The organism is Frigoribacterium sp. MEB024 (genome assembly GCF_000878135.1).
Lineage (GTDB): Bacteria > Actinomycetota > Actinomycetes > Actinomycetales > Microbacteriaceae > Frigoribacterium.
This window is the reverse complement of record NZ_JXQZ01000050.1, coordinates 1-17,672: the sequence shown is the minus strand read 5'-3', so window position 1 is coordinate 17,672 and position 17,672 is coordinate 1. Positions and strand designations below refer to the sequence as shown.

Annotated in this window: 20 protein-coding genes; 7 read left to right on the top strand and 13 right to left on the bottom strand. The window is 73.6% G+C overall.

From position 1 onward, the window contains the following. Nucleotides 1–134: 134 nt before the first annotated feature. From SZ60_RS10955 to SZ60_RS10945, 3 genes are all read right to left on the bottom strand, one after another. The gene (locus SZ60_RS10955) at nt 135–992 is read right to left on the bottom strand and encodes an NAD-dependent epimerase/dehydratase family protein (RefSeq protein WP_043595910.1); all 858 of its coding nucleotides are present in this window, start codon (nt 990–992) and stop codon (nt 135–137) included. Continuing rightward, the gene (gene pip, locus SZ60_RS10950) at nt 989–1,984 is read right to left on the bottom strand and encodes a prolyl aminopeptidase (protein ID WP_043595908.1); all 996 of its coding nucleotides are present in this window, start codon (nt 1,982–1,984) and stop codon (nt 989–991) included. Before pip ends, SZ60_RS10955 begins: the two co-directional genes overlap by 4 nt. Before the next feature lie 119 nt (nt 1,985–2,103). Continuing rightward, nucleotides 2,104–2,529 (bottom strand): DUF1810 domain-containing protein, encoded by a 426-nt coding sequence (locus SZ60_RS10945; protein ID WP_043595907.1) that lies wholly within the window; start codon nt 2,527–2,529, stop codon nt 2,104–2,106. 126 nt (nt 2,530–2,655) lie between these two features. On the opposite strand from SZ60_RS10945, the gene SZ60_RS16565 reads away from it, so the two are divergent. Beyond that, nucleotides 2,656–3,867 carry a GNAT family N-acetyltransferase gene (locus SZ60_RS16565; RefSeq protein ID WP_052505336.1) on the top strand — a complete coding sequence of 404 codons (1,212 nt, stop codon included), beginning with the start codon at nt 2,656–2,658 and terminating at the stop codon, nt 3,865–3,867. Between the two features lie 343 nt (nt 3,868–4,210). On the opposite strand, the gene SZ60_RS10935 is transcribed toward SZ60_RS16565, so the two are convergent. Both SZ60_RS10935 and SZ60_RS10930 read right to left on the bottom strand, forming a co-directional pair. Beyond that, on the bottom strand, nt 4,211–4,879 hold the full coding sequence (locus tag SZ60_RS10935) for an SIMPL domain-containing protein (RefSeq protein ID WP_043595905.1): 669 nt from the start codon (nt 4,877–4,879) through the stop codon (nt 4,211–4,213). Between the two features lie 49 nt (nt 4,880–4,928). Then, nucleotides 4,929–5,642, bottom strand: coding sequence for an alpha/beta hydrolase (locus SZ60_RS10930; protein WP_043595904.1), 714 nt, complete (start codon nt 5,640–5,642; stop codon nt 4,929–4,931). 98 nt (nt 5,643–5,740) lie between these two features. Between SZ60_RS10930 and SZ60_RS10925 the strand changes: the two genes are divergently transcribed. Together SZ60_RS10925 and SZ60_RS16560 are read left to right on the top strand one after the other, a co-directional pair. Beyond that, nucleotides 5,741–6,289, top strand: a complete 549-nt coding sequence (locus SZ60_RS10925; RefSeq protein ID WP_043595902.1) for an NUDIX hydrolase family protein — start codon at nt 5,741–5,743, stop codon at nt 6,287–6,289. 147 nt (nt 6,290–6,436) lie between these two features. Beyond that, nucleotides 6,437–7,405: a hypothetical protein gene (locus SZ60_RS16560; RefSeq protein WP_052505335.1), complete on the top strand. Its 969-nt coding sequence runs from the start codon at nt 6,437–6,439 to the stop codon at nt 7,403–7,405. Nucleotides 7,406–7,454: 49 nt separating this feature from the next. On the opposite strand, the gene SZ60_RS10915 is transcribed toward SZ60_RS16560, so the two are convergent. Beyond that, nucleotides 7,455–9,338, bottom strand: coding sequence for a DEAD/DEAH box helicase (locus SZ60_RS10915; protein WP_197073550.1), 1,884 nt, complete (start codon nt 9,336–9,338; stop codon nt 7,455–7,457). Between the two features lie 444 nt (nt 9,339–9,782). After that, a complete protein-coding gene (locus tag SZ60_RS10910; RefSeq protein WP_043595900.1) occupies nt 9,783–10,187 on the bottom strand; it encodes a hypothetical protein in 405 nt (134 codons plus the stop codon). Nucleotides 10,188–10,333: 146 nt separating this feature from the next. Between SZ60_RS10910 and SZ60_RS10905 the strand changes: the two genes are divergently transcribed. Beyond that, a complete protein-coding gene (locus SZ60_RS10905; protein ID WP_156155586.1) occupies nt 10,334–10,666 on the top strand; it encodes a hypothetical protein in 333 nt (110 codons plus the stop codon). A gap of 55 nt (nt 10,667–10,721) precedes the next feature. Here the strand turns inward: SZ60_RS10905 and SZ60_RS10900 are convergent, their stop codons facing one another. Continuing rightward, a complete protein-coding gene (locus SZ60_RS10900) occupies nt 10,722–11,321 on the bottom strand; it encodes a DUF1684 domain-containing protein (RefSeq protein ID WP_043595923.1) in 600 nt (199 codons plus the stop codon). Between the two features lie 254 nt (nt 11,322–11,575). Between SZ60_RS10900 and SZ60_RS10895 the strand changes: the two genes are divergently transcribed. Continuing rightward, entirely contained in the window at nt 11,576–12,079 is a 504-nt protein-coding gene (locus tag SZ60_RS10895; RefSeq protein WP_043595897.1) for a nucleoside deaminase, read from the top strand. Nucleotides 12,080–12,110: 31 nt separating this feature from the next. Here SZ60_RS10895 and SZ60_RS10890 read toward each other — a convergent pair whose 3' ends face one another. After that, nucleotides 12,111–12,599 (bottom strand): hypothetical protein, encoded by a 489-nt coding sequence (locus SZ60_RS10890; RefSeq protein ID WP_043595896.1) that lies wholly within the window; start codon nt 12,597–12,599, stop codon nt 12,111–12,113. A gap of 87 nt (nt 12,600–12,686) precedes the next feature. Between SZ60_RS10890 and SZ60_RS10885 the strand changes: the two genes are divergently transcribed. Beyond that, nucleotides 12,687–13,283 carry a hypothetical protein gene (locus SZ60_RS10885; protein ID WP_043595894.1) on the top strand — a complete coding sequence of 199 codons (597 nt, stop codon included), beginning with the start codon at nt 12,687–12,689 and terminating at the stop codon, nt 13,281–13,283. 48 nt (nt 13,284–13,331) lie between these two features. After that, entirely contained in the window at nt 13,332–13,637 is a 306-nt protein-coding gene (locus SZ60_RS10880; RefSeq protein ID WP_043595892.1) for a DUF427 domain-containing protein, read from the top strand. 186 nt (nt 13,638–13,823) lie between these two features. Here the strand turns inward: SZ60_RS10880 and SZ60_RS10875 are convergent, their stop codons facing one another. From SZ60_RS10875 to SZ60_RS10860, 4 genes are all read right to left on the bottom strand, one after another. Continuing rightward, on the bottom strand, nt 13,824–14,468 hold the full coding sequence (locus SZ60_RS10875; RefSeq protein ID WP_043595891.1) for a CGNR zinc finger domain-containing protein: 645 nt from the start codon (nt 14,466–14,468) through the stop codon (nt 13,824–13,826). A gap of 89 nt (nt 14,469–14,557) precedes the next feature. After that, nucleotides 14,558–15,013 (bottom strand): SprT-like domain-containing protein, encoded by a 456-nt coding sequence (locus SZ60_RS10870; protein WP_043595889.1) that lies wholly within the window; start codon nt 15,011–15,013, stop codon nt 14,558–14,560. 21 nt (nt 15,014–15,034) lie between these two features. Beyond that, entirely contained in the window at nt 15,035–16,276 is a 1,242-nt protein-coding gene (locus SZ60_RS16555; RefSeq protein WP_052505334.1) for a hypothetical protein, read from the bottom strand. A 324-nt stretch (nt 16,277–16,600) separates the two neighbouring features. Beyond that, the coding region (locus SZ60_RS10860) for a sorbosone dehydrogenase family protein (RefSeq protein WP_052505333.1) at nt 16,601–17,672 on the bottom strand (1,072 nt) is incomplete at its 5' end.

The window sequence follows — 17,672 nt, the reverse complement described above, 5'->3', positions numbered from 1 at the left end:
GGACGCCGTCGAGCGGACCGGACACCGCCTTGATCCGCGGTGCCCCGTCCACTCGGCGGTGTTCTCGTGCGCGAGGCTGACCGTGCGGGCCGAGCCCGTGCCCATCGTGCGGGCCGGGCTAGGGCTGACCCGGCTCAGGGGTGCCGCACGCCCTCGCCCGCGATCACGGCGCGGTACCCCTCGCGGAAGGTCGGGTACGTGAAGGCGAACCCGGTACCGCGAAGTCGTGCGTTCGACAGCCGCTTGTCGCCGCCGGCCTGACGGCCCCGAGGAGACGCGCTCGGCGGCATGGGCACCCCCAGTTCGTCGGCCACGAACGTCAGCACGTCGTCGAGCCTCGACGGCTCGTCGTCGACCCCCACGTACAGGACGTCGGTCGGCGCCGAGGTGGTGGTGAGGTGCACGATCGCGGCCGCCGCGTCGTCACGGTGGATGCGGTTCGTGTGGGGGGAGCTACCGGCAGGCTCGGCCAGTCGCGCTTCTCCGTCACGCACCTGGGTGATGAGCCGCTCCCGGCCCGGGCCGTAGATGCCGCCGAGGCGCAGGACGATCCCGTCGGGACGGCGTGCGTGCAGCAGAGCTTCGGCCTCGAGGATGACCTCGGCCGTGGGGGAGGCGCCGGTCGCCGGCGTGGCCTCGTCGACGACGCTGCCGTCGTCGACGTCGTACACGGCGGTCGACGAGACGAACAGCACCCGGGCGTCGACCGCCCCGGCCTCGTCGAGTGCGTCGAGGACGTTGCGCAGGCCGTCGACGTAGGACGCCCGGTAGGTGTCGACGTCGCGCGACCCGGCCGAGAGGGCGACGACGACGACCTCGGTGTCGGCGGGGAGGGTGGGGCGGGTGGTGCTCAGGTCGATCGAGACGCCCTCGATCGAGGTCGGCAGCTTGCCCGCCGAGCGACGGAGGCCGAGGACGCGGTGCCCGAGGGAGACGAACCGCAGGGCGGCCTCGGTGCCGAGGTCGCCGCAGCCGGCGAGGACGACGGTCATCGGGTCGCCTCGTCGTCGGACGCGGTCGGCGCCTCGGCGAACCGGTCGGTCGCCGCGATCAGCGCGTCGAGGATGCCCGGCTCGTCGAACGCGTGCCCGGCGTCGTCGACCAGGACGAAGTCGGCATCGGGCAGGGCGGCGTGCAGGTCGAAGGCCGTGGTCGCCGGCGTGCACAGGTCGTAGCGGCCCTGGACGATGACCGTCGGGATGTGGGCGACGAGGTGCGCGTCGCGGATGAGCTGGCCCTCGTCGAGGAAGCCGCGGTGGACGAAGTAGTGGTTCTCGATGCGGGCGAAGGCCAGCGAGAACGCCGGGTCGGAGTACCGCTCGACCAGGTCGGGGCGGGGCAGCAGGGTGATCGCCGAGGCCTCCCACGACGACCAGGCCACGGCGGCGGGCCCGTGGACGGCGGGGTCGGGATCGGCGAGCAGGCGCGCGTAGGCCTCGATCAGTCCGCCCGCTCGGCGTTCGTCGACCGGCACCGGGGCGAGGTAGCCCTGCCACCGGTCGGGCAGGACGTTCGACGCCGGGCCCTCGTAGAACCAGTCGAGCTCGCTCTGTCGCAGGGTGAAGATGCCGCGCAGCACGAGCTCGGTGACGCGGTCGGGGTGGGTCTCGGCGTAGGCGAGCGCCAGGGTCGAGCCCCACGAGCCGCCGAACACCTGCCACCGGTCGATGCCCAGGTGCTCGCGCAGGGTCTCGAGGTCGGCCACGAGGTGGTGGGTCGTGTTCGTCGAGAGGTCGGTGCCGAACGTGCCGGCGTGGGGCGTGCTGCGACCCGCCCCGCGTTGGTCGAGCAGCACGATGCGGTACCGGTCGGGGTCGAACAGTCGGCGGTGCGCGGGCGACGACCCGCTGCCGGGCCCGCCGTGCAGGAAGACCACGGGCTTGCCGTCGGGGTTGCCGCATTCTTCCCACCAGACGTGCTGGCCGTCGCCGACGTCGAGCAGGCCGGAGTCGTACGGTTCGATCTCGGGGTAGAGCTGGCGCATGCCGACGAGCGTAGCCGTGGGTGCCGACACCGGCAGGGGAGGCGCGGCGCCTGGGGGCGACGACCCGCGCCTCCTCGTCCGGGGAGGAGCCGTCGCCCGACGGACGGCCGCCGACGGGCTCAGAGGCGGGCGACGGTCAGGTCGTCCTCGACGCCGTCGAACCAGCGTTCGAGCACGGCCCGGAACACGGGTTCGGTCGGGTCGGCCCGCCCGAACAGGGTCATCGACGAGCGCAGCTTGAGGGCGTCGATCCCGCCCATCAGCTCGCCGGCGCTCGCGGCGTCCGCCCGGGCCGCGACGCCCGCCGCCTCGCGCAGGCGCGGGCCGAGCAGGGGATGGGCGAGGTAGGCCCGCGCCTCGTCGAGGGATCGGATCGCGTAGGTGCGGTCCATGCCGCTGCGGCCGAGGCCGGCGATCTGCGGGAAGACGAACCACATCCAGTGCGAGGTCTTCCGGCCACGGCGCAGCTCGGCGAGGGCCTGGTCGTGGGTGCCGCCGGCGTCCTGCGCGTGGACGTACCGGTCGAGGTCGAAGGGGTCGCTCATCGCCCCGTTCTACGCGCCGCGAGTCGAACCGTCTCCCCCCTGGTGCGGAGGGCGAGGACGGCGCTACTCTGGTCGGCTGCCCTGCCGGGCGGCGGACCACGTCCCCGCCTCGACCCCGGAGCCCCCGTGACCGACATCGTGATCGACGAGATCGTCGTTCCCCGCACGCTCGAGCCCCGTCCCGTCGCCGACCGCGACGCAGACCCCGGCCCCGACGACCGCGCCGACCACGCCGACCGCGTCGCCGCCTACGTCGAGGCGATCGCCCTCGAGAACGCCGTCCAGGCCGCGGTGCTCGGCTTCGGCGACCTCGACTTCTCTCCGGCCGAGCAGCTGCCGCAGTGGCACGACCCGTTCACGCCGCGGCGGCTGTTCGTGGTGCGCGCCGAGGGGCGCATCGTCGGCCAGGCCACGTACGAGACGCTCTCGGACCCGGCCGTCACGACCTGTTGGCTCTGGGTCGCCGTCGACCCCGAGCACCGCCGCCGGGGGCTCGGCACGGCCCTGCTCGACCACGTCGAGGCCGTCGCCCGCGCCGCCGGTCGGACCGACGTGATCTCCTTCGTCGCCTCCGGCCAGGGGGTGGCCTCGGGCCAGGACGCCACCTCGGGCTCGGACGCCACCTCGGGCTCGTGGCCCGCAGAGGGCCCGGGCCCCGCCACCGCCCCGGCCGACCGCCTCGAGGCCTCGACCGGTCACGGGTGGGTGCCTCGCGCCTCCTCGGAGGTCCGGTTCGCGCTCTCGCGCGGCTACGCGCTCGGCCAGGTCGAGCGCATCAGCCGCCTGCCCCTGCCGGTAGACGAGGAGGCGCTGGCCGCGATCCGCTCCGAGGCGCTCGCCGCGGCGGGGAACGAGTACCGCGTCCACACCTGGTCGGGCCCCACGCCCCGGCGCTGGCAGTCCGACGTCGCGGCCATGGCGACCGCACTGAGCACCGACGCGCCCATGGGCGACGTGCCCGAACCCGAGGACGTCTGGACCGTCGAACGCCTCGTCGAGGCCGAGCGGCGACGCGCCACGAGCGGGCGTGCCTCGCTGACCGCGGCGGCCGAGCACGTGCCGACGGGCCGGCTCGTCGCGTGCTCCGACCTCGCGGTGCCCGACGACGCGTCGCGGCCCGTGATGCAGCAGATGACCCTCGTGCGGCGGGAGCACCGCGGGCACCGGTTGGGGTGGCTGGTGAAGGTCGCCAACCTCGACCGCCTGGCGGTGGAGAAACCGGGCCGCCCGGCCGTGTTGACGTTCAACGCCGAGGAGAACCGGCCCATGCTCGCCGTCAACGAAGCCGTCGGGTTCGTGCCGATCGGCGTCGAAGGGGTGTGGCACCGGCTGCTGTGAGGTGGGGCCGGGGCCGGGGCCGGGCGGGGCGGGGCGGGGCGGACAGGCGGCACGGCGTCGCGCCGGGGTGCGGGAACCGGAATCAGACCGGCGGCTCGAGTCGGTGTGTGCCGAACCCGACCGGCGGCATGTGCCCACCTGTGCCGAACCCGACCAGTGGCGTGTGCCCACCTGTGCCGACCTGTGCCGAACCCGACCGGCCGTGCGACTCCTGGCGTGCCTTACCCGACATCACCGCGACGACACGCCGCTCAGGTCGGCCGCTGCCCGGCGTGTCGACGGCCGATCGTCGCGATTTGCACACCGGGCAGGGGGCAGGGGCCGGGGCGGGGAGACGGGAGGGTCAGGCGACGAAGTCGGCGCTGACCTCGGCGGAGACCTCGATGTCGTCGGGGTGCAGGTCGAAGGTGACGGGGCCGCCCGACGAGAACGTCGTGACGGCTCGGGCCAGGCCGAACGGGTTGCCGCCACCCGGGGCCCCGGGTCGCAACCCCGGCTCGAACACCGACTGCACGGTCGGCTGCCCGAGCCCGAGCGCCTCGGCGTAGTCGCCGGCCCGGGTGACGGCGTCGGCGACGGCGGCGACCCGCACGGCCTTCTCGACCTCGGGTCGGCGGGCGTGGCTGAGCGACCATTCGATCCACTCGACCGTCACGCCCGGTTCGAGGGCGACGTCGCCCACCCACGACGCCAACGCGTCGAAGTCGCTGAACCGCACGTCGACGGCGGCCCGGGTACGGAACCGCACCCCCGAGGAGGCGCGGGTCTCGTCGACACCGTCGGTCGTCACCCCGGTCTCGACCGCGACCGTGACGCTCCGGGCGCTCCACCAGGTGGCGGCCTCCTGGCGGCGCCAGGCCGTCGCCTGCTCGCTGAGGCGGGAGTGCACGGCGGCGGTGTCGCGGACGACCTTCTCGCGGTCGTCACCGTCGAAGCCCACGGTGAGGTGGACGACACCGCGCTCGGCACGGTGGCGGTGGGTGGCGGAACCGGACACCGAGAGCGTCGCCATCGCGCGCCTCCTTCGTTCGTCGGGGTGACGGGCCGGGGCGGGCCCCGGATCAGTCGGTGGAGTCGCCGCCGGCGACCGACACGGGTGCGTCGGCGTCGACGACGGGAGCGGCGGTCACGCGACCGATGAACGCGTTGAGGTCGTCGAGTTCTTCTTGCGAGATGCCGTGGGCCAGACCCGGGTACACGGTCTGTTCGGCGTCGGCGTGCGCCTCGAGCCAGGCCGAGGTGCGCTCGACGGCGTCGGCGGGGATGATCTGGTCGACGTCGCCGCGGCCGTAGAAGACGGAGGGGCGGACGGCCGTCACGGCGTCGTCCCGTGCGGCTGCGCGCTCGATCGTGGCGTCGTCCCCGGCGGCGGGGACCACGAACCCGGCGAGCACGGCGGCGAACGCGAAACGCTCGGGCGCGTGCCGCACCAGCTGCAGCGAGAGCGACCCGCCCTGAGAGAAGCCGAGCAGGCTGACGCTCGGGTGGTCGCTCGCGAGCGAGTCCAGCCAGGCGAGCACGGCCTCGGCCGCGTCGTCGACGGCACCCGGGTCGGGCGCACCGGGCGTCGAGAGCGGGTACCAAGAGAAGCCGTCGCCATGAGGCAGAGGTGCCCGCAGCGACGCCGCCACGAAGTGCTGCGGCAGGTAGGGAGCGAGGCCGATCAGGTCGCCCTCGTGCGAGCCCACGCCGTGCAGCAGCACGAGCAGGGGTCGCCCGTCGCGCTCGGCCTCGACGGCGGACCACTGGACGAGGGACGGGTCGATCTGCACCATGGACCGAGCCTAGCGACGGGCGGCGACATCGGGGCCGGTGCTGTTCGCCCGTAGCGTCACGTCACGCGATCGGGCCGTCGAGCCGGTAAGAATGGGCCATGAGCTCCGTGCGGACACCCGACCCCGACCCCAATCCCGGCTGGCTCTCGGAGGACGAGCTCTTCCAGGCGCGGCAGCACCTGCCGATCCTCTACGTCGAGGCCGTGCCCGTGCGCACCGACGGCATGGGGGTCGTGACCGAGGTCGGGGTGCTGCTCCGCGCCTCCGACGAGGGGTCGATCTCGCGCATGCTGGTCTCGGGCCGGGTGATGTACGGCGAGAGCCTGCGCACCGCCCTGTTCCGTCACCTCGAGAAAGACCTCGGGCCCATGGCCTTCCCGCAGCTGCCGCCGTCGCCGGTGCCGTTCCAGGTCGCCGAGTACTTCCCGCTGCCCGGCTCGTCGGTCTACACCGACCCCCGGCAGCACGCCGTGTCGCTCGCCTACGTGGTGCCCGTGACCGGCACCTGCGACCCGCGGCAGGACGCCCTCGAACTCACCTGGCTGACGCCGCACCAGGCCGCCTCCGACGAGGTCGCCGCCGAGATGGAGGGCGGCCGCGGCACCCTGCTGCGCAGCGCCCTCGCCTCCGTCGGCGCCCTGCACTAGCCGCGACCCCGGCTGAGACCCCAAGAAGTCACTCAAGCCCCCGGGCGCGAGCCGGGGTCTCGGTGACTTCCTGGGGTCTCGCGACGTTCTCCACAGGCCGACGACGGCAGGAGGCGCGGGTCGCGTCGGTCCGCCAGGCTCGACACCGTGCCCACTCCCGACGACGACCTCATCCGGCGAACCGTCTGGCTCCGCGGCGGCCGTGACGACCACGCGCTCCGACGTCGCGCTCGTGCCGGCGACCTCGTGCGCGTCGCTCCCGGTGCCTACGTGCCCGCGTCGACCTGGACCGAGGCCGACCCGCGACAGCGGCACGTGCTGCGGGTCCGGGGAGTGGTCGGGCGGCTGAGCTCGGACGTCGTCGTGTCGCACGAGTCGGCGCTCGCCCTGAACGGGTTCCCTTTCCTGGGGCGTTGGCCCGAGCGCGTCCACGTCGTGGACCGGAGGCGCGCCAGCACCCTCACATCGTCCACGCTGGTCCGTCACGCCGCCGACCTCGGCGCCGCCGACCTGACCAGCAGGTGGGGCATGCCCACGGTCGTCCCCCTCCGCGCCGCTCTCGACGTCGCACGTACCCGCGATCTCCGAGGCGGACTCGTCGTCATCGACCACGGACTCCGTTCGCAGGCTTTCGACCGGACCGCCGCAGGGGCCCACCTCGAGGCTCGTGGCTCCTACAGAGGTACCCGGGTGGCCACCCTCGCTCTCGCCCTGGCTGATCCACTCTCGGAGTCGGCGGGTGAGTCGCTCAGTCGGGCGGGCATGTTCGAGGCCGGGCTGGCGCGCCCCGTCCTGCAGAAGTGGTTCCACGACGACGACGGACTCATCGGGCGGGTCGACTTCTGGTGGCCGTGCTGCGGGGTGGTCGGTGAGTTCGACGGGCTCGTGAAGTACCTCGGCCGGACCGAACGACGAGGTCGCACACCCGAGCAGGTCGTGGTCGACGAGAAGCTGCGCGAAGACCGCATCCGTGCCGTGCCCGGTGTCCGCGGTTTCGCCCGGTGGATCTGGGACGACGCCCTGAAGCATCGACCCATGCTCGACAAGCTCGCCCGTGCCGGACTCACCCGCTGCACGCACGGCGAGTGGAACGCCGAGACCCCAGGAAACCGCTGAGACCCCCGTGCGCGCACGGGGGTCTCAGCGACTTACTGGGGTCTGACGGTCAGCGACCGCCGCGCTGGCCGCCGCCGGTGCGGGCCTTGCCGCCGACGAGGCCGCCGACCTTGAGCGAGCCGGGACGGCCGCCCTCGGACGAGGCGCGGCGTCCGCCGCTGCGCTGGCCGCCGTCACGCTGGCCGCCCTCGCGCGAGCCGCCGAGCGACGCCGCGAACTCGGCCTGGTCGTTGCGGACCGCGTTGGTGCGGCTCTGGCCGCCGTCGCTCTGGGTGCCGGTGCTCTGGGCGCGGCGCCCGGTCTGACGGGTGCCACGGGTCTCGTCGCGAGCACCGTCACGTGCGCCACGGGCGTCGTCGCGGACGGGCGTGGACGAACCGCGGCCCGACTCGGTCGAGTAGAAGGTCGAGGCGCCACCGCGGGGAGCGGCGTCGCGACGCGCACCTCCGTCGCGGCCACCCTGGCGGCCGCCGTCACGCGAGCCACCCGAGCGACCGGCACCGGCACCGGCGCGACCGGCGTCGGAACCGCGACCCGCGCCTCCTTGGGCAGGGCGACCCGAACGGTCCTGACGGGCGATGGGGTTGCCCTGCGAGTCCTGACGGGCGGCGCGCTTACGCTGGGCGTTCGCGCCCTGCGAGCGTCCGCCGCCACCCTGCTGCTGCTGGACGGCAGCCTTGGGCGAGGGCTTGACGTAGGCGGCGACCTGTCCGACGAGGGCGTCGACCTCGGGCGAGTTCGGAGTCACGGCGGTGATGGTCGGGCGGATGTCGGCCTTCTTCATCAGCTGGGCGACGTCGCGCTTCTGGCTGGGGATGACGAGGGTGACGACGTCGCCCTCGGCTCCGGCGCGGGCGGTGCGGCCCGAGCGGTGCAGGTACGCCTTGTGCTCGGTCGGCGGGTCGACGTGGATGACGAGTTCGATGTCGTCGACGTGCACGCCTCGGGCGGCGACGTCGGTGGCGACGAGCACGCGGGCCGAACCGTCCTGGAAGGCGGCGAGGTTGCGGTCGCGCTGCGGCTGCGACAGGTTGCCGTGCAGGTCGACCGAGGGGATGCCCGACTCGGTGAGCTTCTTGGCGAGCTTCTTCGCGTGGTGCTTGGTGCGCATGAAGAGGATGCGACGGCCCTGGCCGCTCGCGAGCTTCTGGATGAGCGCGTTCTTGCTGTCGACGTCGGGCGTCTCGAAGACGTGGTGGGTCATCTTGGCGACGGGCGAGTTGGCCTCGTCGACCGAGTGCAGCACCTCGTTGTGGAGGAACTGCTTGACCAGCTTGTCCACGCCGTTGTCGAGGGTGGCGCTGAAGAGCAGGCGCTGGCCGTCGTTCGGGGTGGCCTTCAGGATGCGCGTGACGCCGGGCAGGAAGCCCAGGTCGGCCATGTGGTCGGCCTCGTCGAGCACGGTGATCTCGATGGCGTCGAGCTTGACGAAGCCCTGCTTCATGAGGTCTTCGAGGCGGCCGGGGCAGGCGATGATGATGTCGACGCCGGCCTTGAGGGCCTGCACCTGACGGTTCTGCGAGACGCCACCGAAGATCGTGGTGGTGCGCATGCCGTAGGCCTCGGCGAGCGGGGCGAGGACGGCGTCGATCTGCGTGGCGAGCTCGCGGGTGGGGGCGAGGACGAGGCCGAGGGGGCGTCCGGCGCGGCGGTTGCCGCCAGCCAGCTTGCCTCCGAGGCGCGCGGCCATGGGGATCGAGAAGGCGAGGGTCTTGCCCGAGCCGGTCTTGCCGCGGCCGAGGACGTCGCGGCCGCCGAGGGTGTCGGGCAGGGTGTCGACCTGGATCGGGAACGCGGTCGTCTTGCCTTCGGCGGCGAGGGACTTCACGATCGGGGCGGGCACGCCCAGCGAACTGAAGGTGACGGCGTCGGCCGTCTCGTCGACGCTCGTGGCGCCGGTGGTGTTCTCGGTGTCGAGGGTGTTCGTTGACATGTGGTGCACCTTTCGGGGCATCGGTGTCGAGCCGGGCCGAGGCTGCCTGGCCGCCTGCTGGTGAGGGGGCACGTCGGGGACGTGCTCGCACGAGGGCGGGGCAGTGCCGGGAGGACGGCTGTCGTAGCCGGGCTCGAGGTGTGGCGACGGTGCAGGTGTGCACGATCGTTTCGCCGCAGAGTGAGCTTCGCGCGCCTGCTGGTCTGCCTGGGTGTGTGCCAGGACGGAGAGGCGGTGAGGGGCGTGCTACGACGCAGGGAGCCGATCGGGCCGGCTCGCAAGTGACCCCAGCCTAGCGGCTGGCGCCGGAAAACGCGACGGGTGCGGTGTGCACGGCCGTGCGGGGCGCCGCGTGGCGGCGCCGGGGACGAGCCGAGGAGGCGCGGGTCGGCCCCTCAGGACGCCTCGCCCCCACCGCACCTCCTGAACTCCGACCTGGCTCCGCTACGAGAACAGGCGCCGGATGGCCTTGCCCAGCGCCGTGCGTCGGCGGTGCCAGCCGTGGGCCTCGAGGGTGCGCTTGACCGGGCCGACGACCTTCGCCGAGTTGAACGTGTACGAGCCGCTGGCCGAGCCGCGCTGCCGCTCGACGCCGATCTCGGACCTCTTGTACTCGGAGGTCTCGGGGATCAGGGTGATGCGCAAGCGGTACGACTGCTCCCGGCTGCCGAACGGCCCCGACGCCTTGTCGTAGACCCAGGTGAAGACGATGCGTCCGCCCTCGATGCTCGTGGTGAAGGGATGCTCGGGTCGCGAGCCGAGGTCGAGCAGCGCCTGCGTCACGACCTCTGGGCTCGACGGGCTCGACGGGCTCGACGGGGTGGTGGGCGGCGTCGTCGTCGGGGTCATGATCCGACGCTAGTCGACGTACGCGCGAGGATCGACCTGTCGTTCTACCGACCGGACGACGTGGTTGGCTACACGTCGGGGGCGCGAGGGCCGCGGCTCCGGGGGCACGCACCGCGGTCCCCTCCTCGTCCGGAAGGTCTGCACCCATGCGCACATCGACAGTCGTCTCGAGCGTGATCACCGCCTCCGTCCTGGCCGCGGCCCTGGTCGGATGCACCGCCTCGGCCTCGATCGACCGGACCGTGTCGTCCAGCGCCTTCGCCACCACGGTCGCCGACGCCCTCGAGAAGGAGGTCGGCACCCGCCCCGACGTCGACTGCGGCGACGACGCGGTCTCCGTCGTCGACCAGGCGGAGGTGCATTGCGACGTCAGGACCCCGGGCTCCGACGTCGTCTACGACTCGGTCTCGGTGATCAGCACGGACGGCGGTGACGACTACGGCGTCGCGGTGGAGGTCGACTCCGAGCCGAAGGGCTAGGCGCGCCCCAGCCCGCGGGGCTCGAGCAGTGCGCGCGTCCGCCTGCGGGCCCCGATCAGTGAGCGCGCCCGTACCGTTCGCCGACGGGGATCTCGACCGCGACCGTGTTGCCGGGCTGGGCGAGCGGGCAGGCCCAGGCGGGGTCGTAGGCGCAGCTGGGGTTGTACGCGAAGTTGAAGTCGAGCACGATCGTGCCGGGTTCGCCACCGGCACCGAGGTCGGCACCCTTGACCGAGTCGATCAGGTAGCGTCCGCCGCCGTAGGTGCCGCCGGGCTTGCCCGCCAGCGCGTCCTTGATCGGGATGAACAGGCCGCCCGCGTACTGCGCCAGCTTCCACACGTCGAGGCTGCCGACGCCGGGCACGTCGGCCACGCCGACGAGGTCGAAGAGCACGTCGCCGTCGGTGCCGGTCTCGACGACCATGCGTCGCGGTTCGGCCGGCTCGACCGCCACCTCGAATCGCCAGGCCGGGTCGTACGGCTTCGTCGGCAGGCCGGTGAAGTCGGGGCGGTCCTCGGGCAGCAGCGGCGTCGAGGGGTGCGTCGAGAACAACTCGTCGCGGGTGCGCCGCCACAGGTCGTGGGCCGCCGCCAGGTCGGTCGCCTCACGCACGTCACGGTAGAGCCCGTGGATCGTCCGCCGCCACGACGCGATGTCGAGCGCGCCCTGGGCGGGCGTCGGGGCGGTGGTGTCGGCAGCGGCGTCGGCGGTGGCCTCGGCAGAGGCGTCGACGGCGAGGTCGGGGGTGGTCTCACCGGTGGACGAGGAGGCGCAGGTCGGGTCGGTCACCTCTGCCACCGTACGCAGGCGGTCGCCCCGCCGCCCGTGGCTCCCTCACAGGCGGGCCGCCCGTCCACAGCTCGCCGTCCCGGCCGCGGCGGACGGTCCCCCCTGGCTACGCTCACCCCATGACGACCGACACCACGACCACCGACCCCACCGTCACCCCGGCCGACCTCGCGCAGCTGCACCGCGCGATCGAGGTCGCGCAGCAGGCTCGTGACCACGGCAACCATCCCTTCGGCTCGCTGCTGCTCACGGCCGACGGGGACGTCGTCGAGGCCGAGAACACGGTCGTCACCGAGGGCGACCCGACGGGCCACGCCGAGACGAACCTCGTCCGCCTCGTCGCCCAGCGGTTCGACAAGCCGACGCTCAAGGCCGCGACCCTCTACACGAGCACCGAGCCGTGCGCGATGTGTGCCGGAGCGATCCACTGGGCCGGCATCGGTCGGGTCGTCTACGCGCTCGCCGAGCAGCAGCTGCTCGGCATGGTCACCGAGCAAGAGGGCGAGTCGACGCTCGACCTGCCCTGCCGCGAGGTCTTCGCCCGCGGGGGAGGCGCGGTGTCGGTGTCGGGGCCGGCGCTGTTCGACGAGGCCTCGGCCGTCCACGCCGGGTTCTGGAGCTGACGCCGGCCCCCGGTCCGGCGTGCTGCCGAGGTCAGACGTGCTTCGGGTGGGTCGGCGCCCCTCGCCAGGTCGGGGCCAGCGCCTTCATGCGCAACGCGCGCCACTGCCAGGTCGCCCAGAGCCCGGGCCAGAGCAGCAGGCCCAGGGGTCCTGCGTGGAACTCGAGTCGGTCACGCAACAAGGTGTGGCCCGGGCCGTCCGGCACGACGGCCATCCGGTGGTTGATGCGCATGCGGGCGAACTGGCCGCTCGTGCCGCGTCCGGTGTCGCGTTGAATCCACGCACCGTCGCGCTCGTGCCAGTCGAGGTCGACGTGCGTGCTGCCGAGCGGCAGGACCCCGAGGATGCTCGCCGACACCGGGTGCGCCTCCTCGGTCCAGCGGTCGGGGAAGCCCGACGGCGACTCGGACCGGTAGACGACCAGCGGCTTCGTCACGGCCACCATCACCTGGGGGTCGCGCAGGGCGTCGGTCGCGACGTCGACGGGGCAGGCGAGGCGGAGTTTGAGCTGCACGTGCATGTCCCGATCCAACTCCCGCCGCCTGATCGCATGTCACGGCGCGTCACGCACGGGCGACGTCCGACTGCGGCTGCCTACGCTGGTCCGATGAGTTCGCACGGCCAGCAGAAGTACCAGGTGAGGTTCGACCACGGCGTGGCCGGCGCCGCCCGCATCGCACCCGGGGCACACGTCGTCGTCGTGGTCGACGTTCTCGACGGGCACGGCACACTGACTCGGGACGAGACCGCACGCGTCGTCGCCGCGCTGCCCGAGGTGGCGAGCGGGGCCGACGTCCTGGTCGTCACCGGTGCCGGGGCGGCGCCCGAGGTGGCCCGGCACGTGGTCGAGCGTCAGGCCCGACGAGGCGACCGCGCGCTCGTGGCGATCGTCGCCGCGGGGGCGGTCGAGGCCGACGGGTTCCGGCCCGCCGTCGAGGACCAGCTCGCCGCCGGAGCGGTGGTCGACGCGCTCGCCGCGGTCGGCATCGACTTCTCGTCACCCGAGGCGGCCCTCGCCTGCGCCGCCGCCGGGGCGCTCGCCCGGGCCTCGTCGCACCTGCTGACGGCCTCGGCCTCGGCGGCCGAGCTGGTCGCGACCGACCGGGGCGACGTGGTCGACGCGGCCCGCGCCTCCTCGTCCTCCGCTGCCCTCGCCGTCGTCACCACGACCGGTTCCCGAGGGGAATTCACCCCCTCGGCGTAGCGTTGCGGCCAGAGCGACCCGAACGTCGCCCCGACCGCAGGAGGAACCATGAAGGCAGTGCTCACCGACGGAACCGTCGTCGCCGAGGCCCCGAAAGACGAGCTGATCTCGATCGAGGGCAACTGGTACTTCCCGCCCGCGAGCGTGAACTCCGACCTGCTGACCGAGAGCCCCACGCAGTACCACTGCCCGTGGAAGGGCGACACCCAGTACTTCAGCGTGAGGTCCGGCGACGACCTGTTGCAGGACCGCGCCTGGAGCTACCCGACGCCGATCCCGACCTCGTTCGACCGCGTCGGCAAGGACTACTCGGGCTACGTCGCCTTCTGGAAGGACGTCTCGGTCGTCGACTGACCGACCGTCGAGCGTCGCCCGCGCGGGTATGTCCTGTCTGGGCCCGCCCGGCTCACGCCGCCACGAAGTCAACAACCCGCCACGTGATCACGTGGCGGGTTGTTCACTTCGTGGCGGGGAAGGGGAGCGGCGGGGTGGAGGGCCGTGGCGGCGCGGAGTGGCCGGGCAGCGTGCGCGACTCCGTCGTCAGGCGCGAGCGGCCCGGGCACGATGCGCCCGCACCTTGGCGCGGTTGCCGCACCGCTGCATCGAGCACCAGCGACGGCTGCCCGCGCGCGACTCGTCGAAGAAGACGAGCCCGCACGCCTCGTTCGTGCAGCGACGGAGGCGCGAGTCCGGCCCGCCTCCGAAGCCGACGGTCGTGAACAGGGTCACGGCGTCGCGCGCGACCGACGCCATCGCCTGCCCGAGCCGCAGGCGCCCCGCACCGGCCTGGCGTCGGCCGCCCTCGAGGGACGGTGGGACGTCGGGCAGGGCGGCGAACAAGTTGAGCGTGTCGACGTCGTCGGGGTCCGTCGACGTGGCATCGGCCGCGGCCACCGCGAGCCGCGCGATCGCGTCGCGCAGGCCCCGCGCGTCGGCGAGTTCGCGGTCGCCCGCCGAGCCCGCGATGCCGTCGAAGCGTTCGCCGATCCAGTCGTCGAGGTCGGCGGGAAGCAGGAGGCCGTCCCACGGGGTCGACCCGTCGGCGGGCAGGTCGAGGCCCGACTCCGGGCCGAAGCGCGATCCGGCACGGAACCCGCCGAGGTACGCGAAGTCGAGGCTGAGCGCGCCCGAGTCGAAGAACCACCGGGTGTCGGTGTCGGATCTGAGCCACTGTCCGGTCTGCACCTGACCACCCTAACCGGTTACGCGCCTCCTCGGCTTTCCTGCACCCTCACCGAGGAGAAGGGGTGGCCGAGGCCCGGGGAGGCGCGGCGTCAGACCTCGCGCTTCGTCCAGGTGATCAGGTGCGCCGGGTCGTACCGCCGCGAGCACCGCCCGCAGGCGAGCGGCCGGGCCGGCTGCCGGTAGCGGTAGTGCTCGTGCCCGGCGGGGCAGACCCCGACCCACGGGGCGAGCTCGCTGGCGATGGCTCCGTCGTGCAGGCGTGAGCCGACGTAGCCCAGGTCGGTCGCGACGGCCTTCCACCGGGGACCGTGGCCGGCGCGCGAGCCGGCGAGGGCATGGGCGACCTCGTGCAGCAGCACCTGGTGGATCTCGTCGTCGTCGTAGCGACCGGCGAGGTGCCGCGAGACCGTGATGCGCTTCGTCGTGTAGTTGCACAAGCCCGCGCGGGTCTTCGCGTTGTCGAAACCGAAGGTCCACACGGTGGGGTCGAGGTGCAGGTCGATGAGCGCGGCGGCCCAGCGCCGCACCCGGTCGAGGTCGGCCACGTCGAGGTCAGGAGGCGCGGGTCAGCGACGCGGGAACGGCCAGGTGGTCGGCTCGTCGTCGCGCGGCAGGCCGTCGACGACCCCGGTCACGCCGGTGCCGCCGGTGCGGGGTCGGTCGCCGGTACGGCCCTCGTCGGCGCCGCGACGCTCGGTGTCGCCCCGACGCTCGGCGTCGAACTCGTCGGAGTCCCGGTCGCGGTGCCCCGCGGCACGCTCGGCGAGGTGGCTGATCTTGCCCCAGAGTCCGCCGTCGCGCGGCGCGGCAGGAGCGGTCGCGGCGACCTTCTCGGCCCGGGCGGCGGCGGCGTCGGCCACGGGCGACGCGGCGGCCTCGTCGGGCATCGACTCGGGATCGAAGCTGATGGCGGCGGTGCGCGCGGCGTCCATGGGCTGACGGACCGGCACCGCGCCTCCGTCGTCGTCGGAGGTCGGGGCCTCGGTGCGCTGCGACGATTCGGAAGCAGGAGCAGGAGCAGGAGCAGGAGCGGGCGCGGGTGACCCGCCGTAGAGTGCGGCGATGCCGTCGAACCGGGGCACCTGGGTCCGGGCCGGAGCCGGGGCCGTGGGCGAGGCCGACGGCGCCGACGTCAGGGGCTGGACCGGCACCGGGTTCGTGTCGCCCACGGCCGGGGCCTCGATCCGTGGCTGCGGGCCCGTGTCGCTGAGGTAGGCGCGCATGACGCCCTCGATCGCGACGCGCAACCCGTTCGTGCGGTCTCGCGGAGCACCGGACGCCTCGTACGCCTCGAGTGCCTTGGCCAGGGTCTCGCGAGCCTCTTCGTTACGGCCGAGGTCGTAGAGCGTGTAGCCCTCGAGCTCGGCGGCGGCGGCCTCGAGCTCGCGCCACTCTTCGGTCGCGGCGGTGATGCGGCTGGTGTGCAGGTCGTTCAGGGCGCGGTCGAGCTTGCCCTGCTCGCGGAAGATGTGGGCGCGACGGATGCGGGCGGCCGTCGAGTCGGCTCGGTCGCCGGTGAAGTGGGCCAGGCGGAAGGCCTCTTCGGCTATGGCGAGGGCCTCGTCGAGTCGGCCGAGCAGGCGCAACAGGTCGGCGCGCTCACCGAGGGCGGCCGTGCTGCGGCTCTGGCCCAGGGCGGCGAGGCGGGCCTCGGCGGCGGGCACGTCGACGGCCGTGCGCAGGCTGACGGGGTCGAATCCGCCGGCGCCGCCGATGCCGCGCACGACGGGTGCGGCGAGCCCCGGCGGCACGGTCTGGGGGCGGGCGCTGCCGGGTGCTGTCGTGTCGGGTCGGTCGTGCTGGCTCATCGAGTACGAGGGTAACCGCCCGGCCCCCGAACAGGCCGCGCGGCGCGCAGCGTGTGAGCGAGTGTCGCGGGCCGGTGTGCGGAACCCGGCCCGCGCCTCCTGAGGTCGTGTGCGGAACGCGACCCGCGCCTCCTCGCCCGGTGTGCCGAACCCGACCGGCGCCTCCTCCTGTCGCGTGCACATCCCGACAAGTGGCCGCTTCCCGCCACGCGATCGTGCTGGTCGGTCGGCGTGTCGCCCTCCGACTGTCGCGATTTGCACGGGAGGAGCGCAGGGGCAGAGGCAGGACGGCGGAGGGCCAGGAGGCGCGGGGCGACCCGCGGGTCAGGGGACGGGGGTGAGCGGGACGCTGACGATGCGGTCGTCGCCGGCACTCGGCGTGCCCCGCCCGTCGGTGTTGTTCGTCACGAGCCAGAGGGTGCCGTCGGGACCGGGGAGGACGTCGCGGATGCGGCCGAGCGAGCTGTCTCCGGCGAAGAGCTCGGTCGGCACGGCCTCGGAACCGGGCGCGACCTGGATCTCGAACAGCTTCTCGCCGCCGAGCCCGGCCAGGTAGAGCGTCGTGCCGACCGCCGTGAGGCCGCTCGGGCTCGCGTCGTCCGTGGACCACTGCAGCACCGGGTCCGAGAAGGCGCCGTCCTCGCCGCGTCCCTCGACCTCGGGCCAGCCGTAGTTCGCCCCGGGCTCGAGGGCGTTGAGCTCGTCGTAGGTGTTCTGCCCGAACTCGGCTGCCCAGGCCGCGCCCGTGGCGTCCCAGGCGATGCCCTGCGGGTTGCGATGACCGAGCGAGTAGACGAGCGACCCCGGCGTCGGGTTGTCGTCGGGCACGCCGCCGATCGCGGTCGCACGCAGCACCTTGCCGCCGAGCGAGCCGGGGTCCTGCGCGTTCGGCCGCTGGTTCGCGTCGCCCGTCGTCACGTACAGCATCCCGTCCGGGCCGAACGCGATGCGGCCGCCGTCGTGGTTGCTCGCCTTCGGGATGCCGGTGATGACGGCCTCCTGCTCGCCCAGGCCGTACGAGCCGACCTCACCCGTGATCGGCGCGCGCACCACCCGGTTGTCGTCGGCGGTCGTGGCGTAGGCGTAGAGGTACGACGGCGATCCCGCGAGCACGGCCAGGCCGAGCAGCCCGCCTTCGCCCTCGTGGACGACCCCGTCGATGGTGCCGGCCTCGCGCGTGCTGCCGTCGGCGAGGAGTTCGAGCACGGTGCCGGTGTCGCGCAGGCTGACGAACGACGACCCGGTGTCGAGTCGAACGACCGACCAGGGGGCCGCGAGGTCGGTGGCGACGTCGGTCGGCACGGCCTCGGCCGCGACGGTGACGGCGGTCGCGTCGGTGGTCGGCGCGACCGGGCCGGGCCCCGGGGCGGCCGTCGGGTCGGTCGGGGTCTCGGAC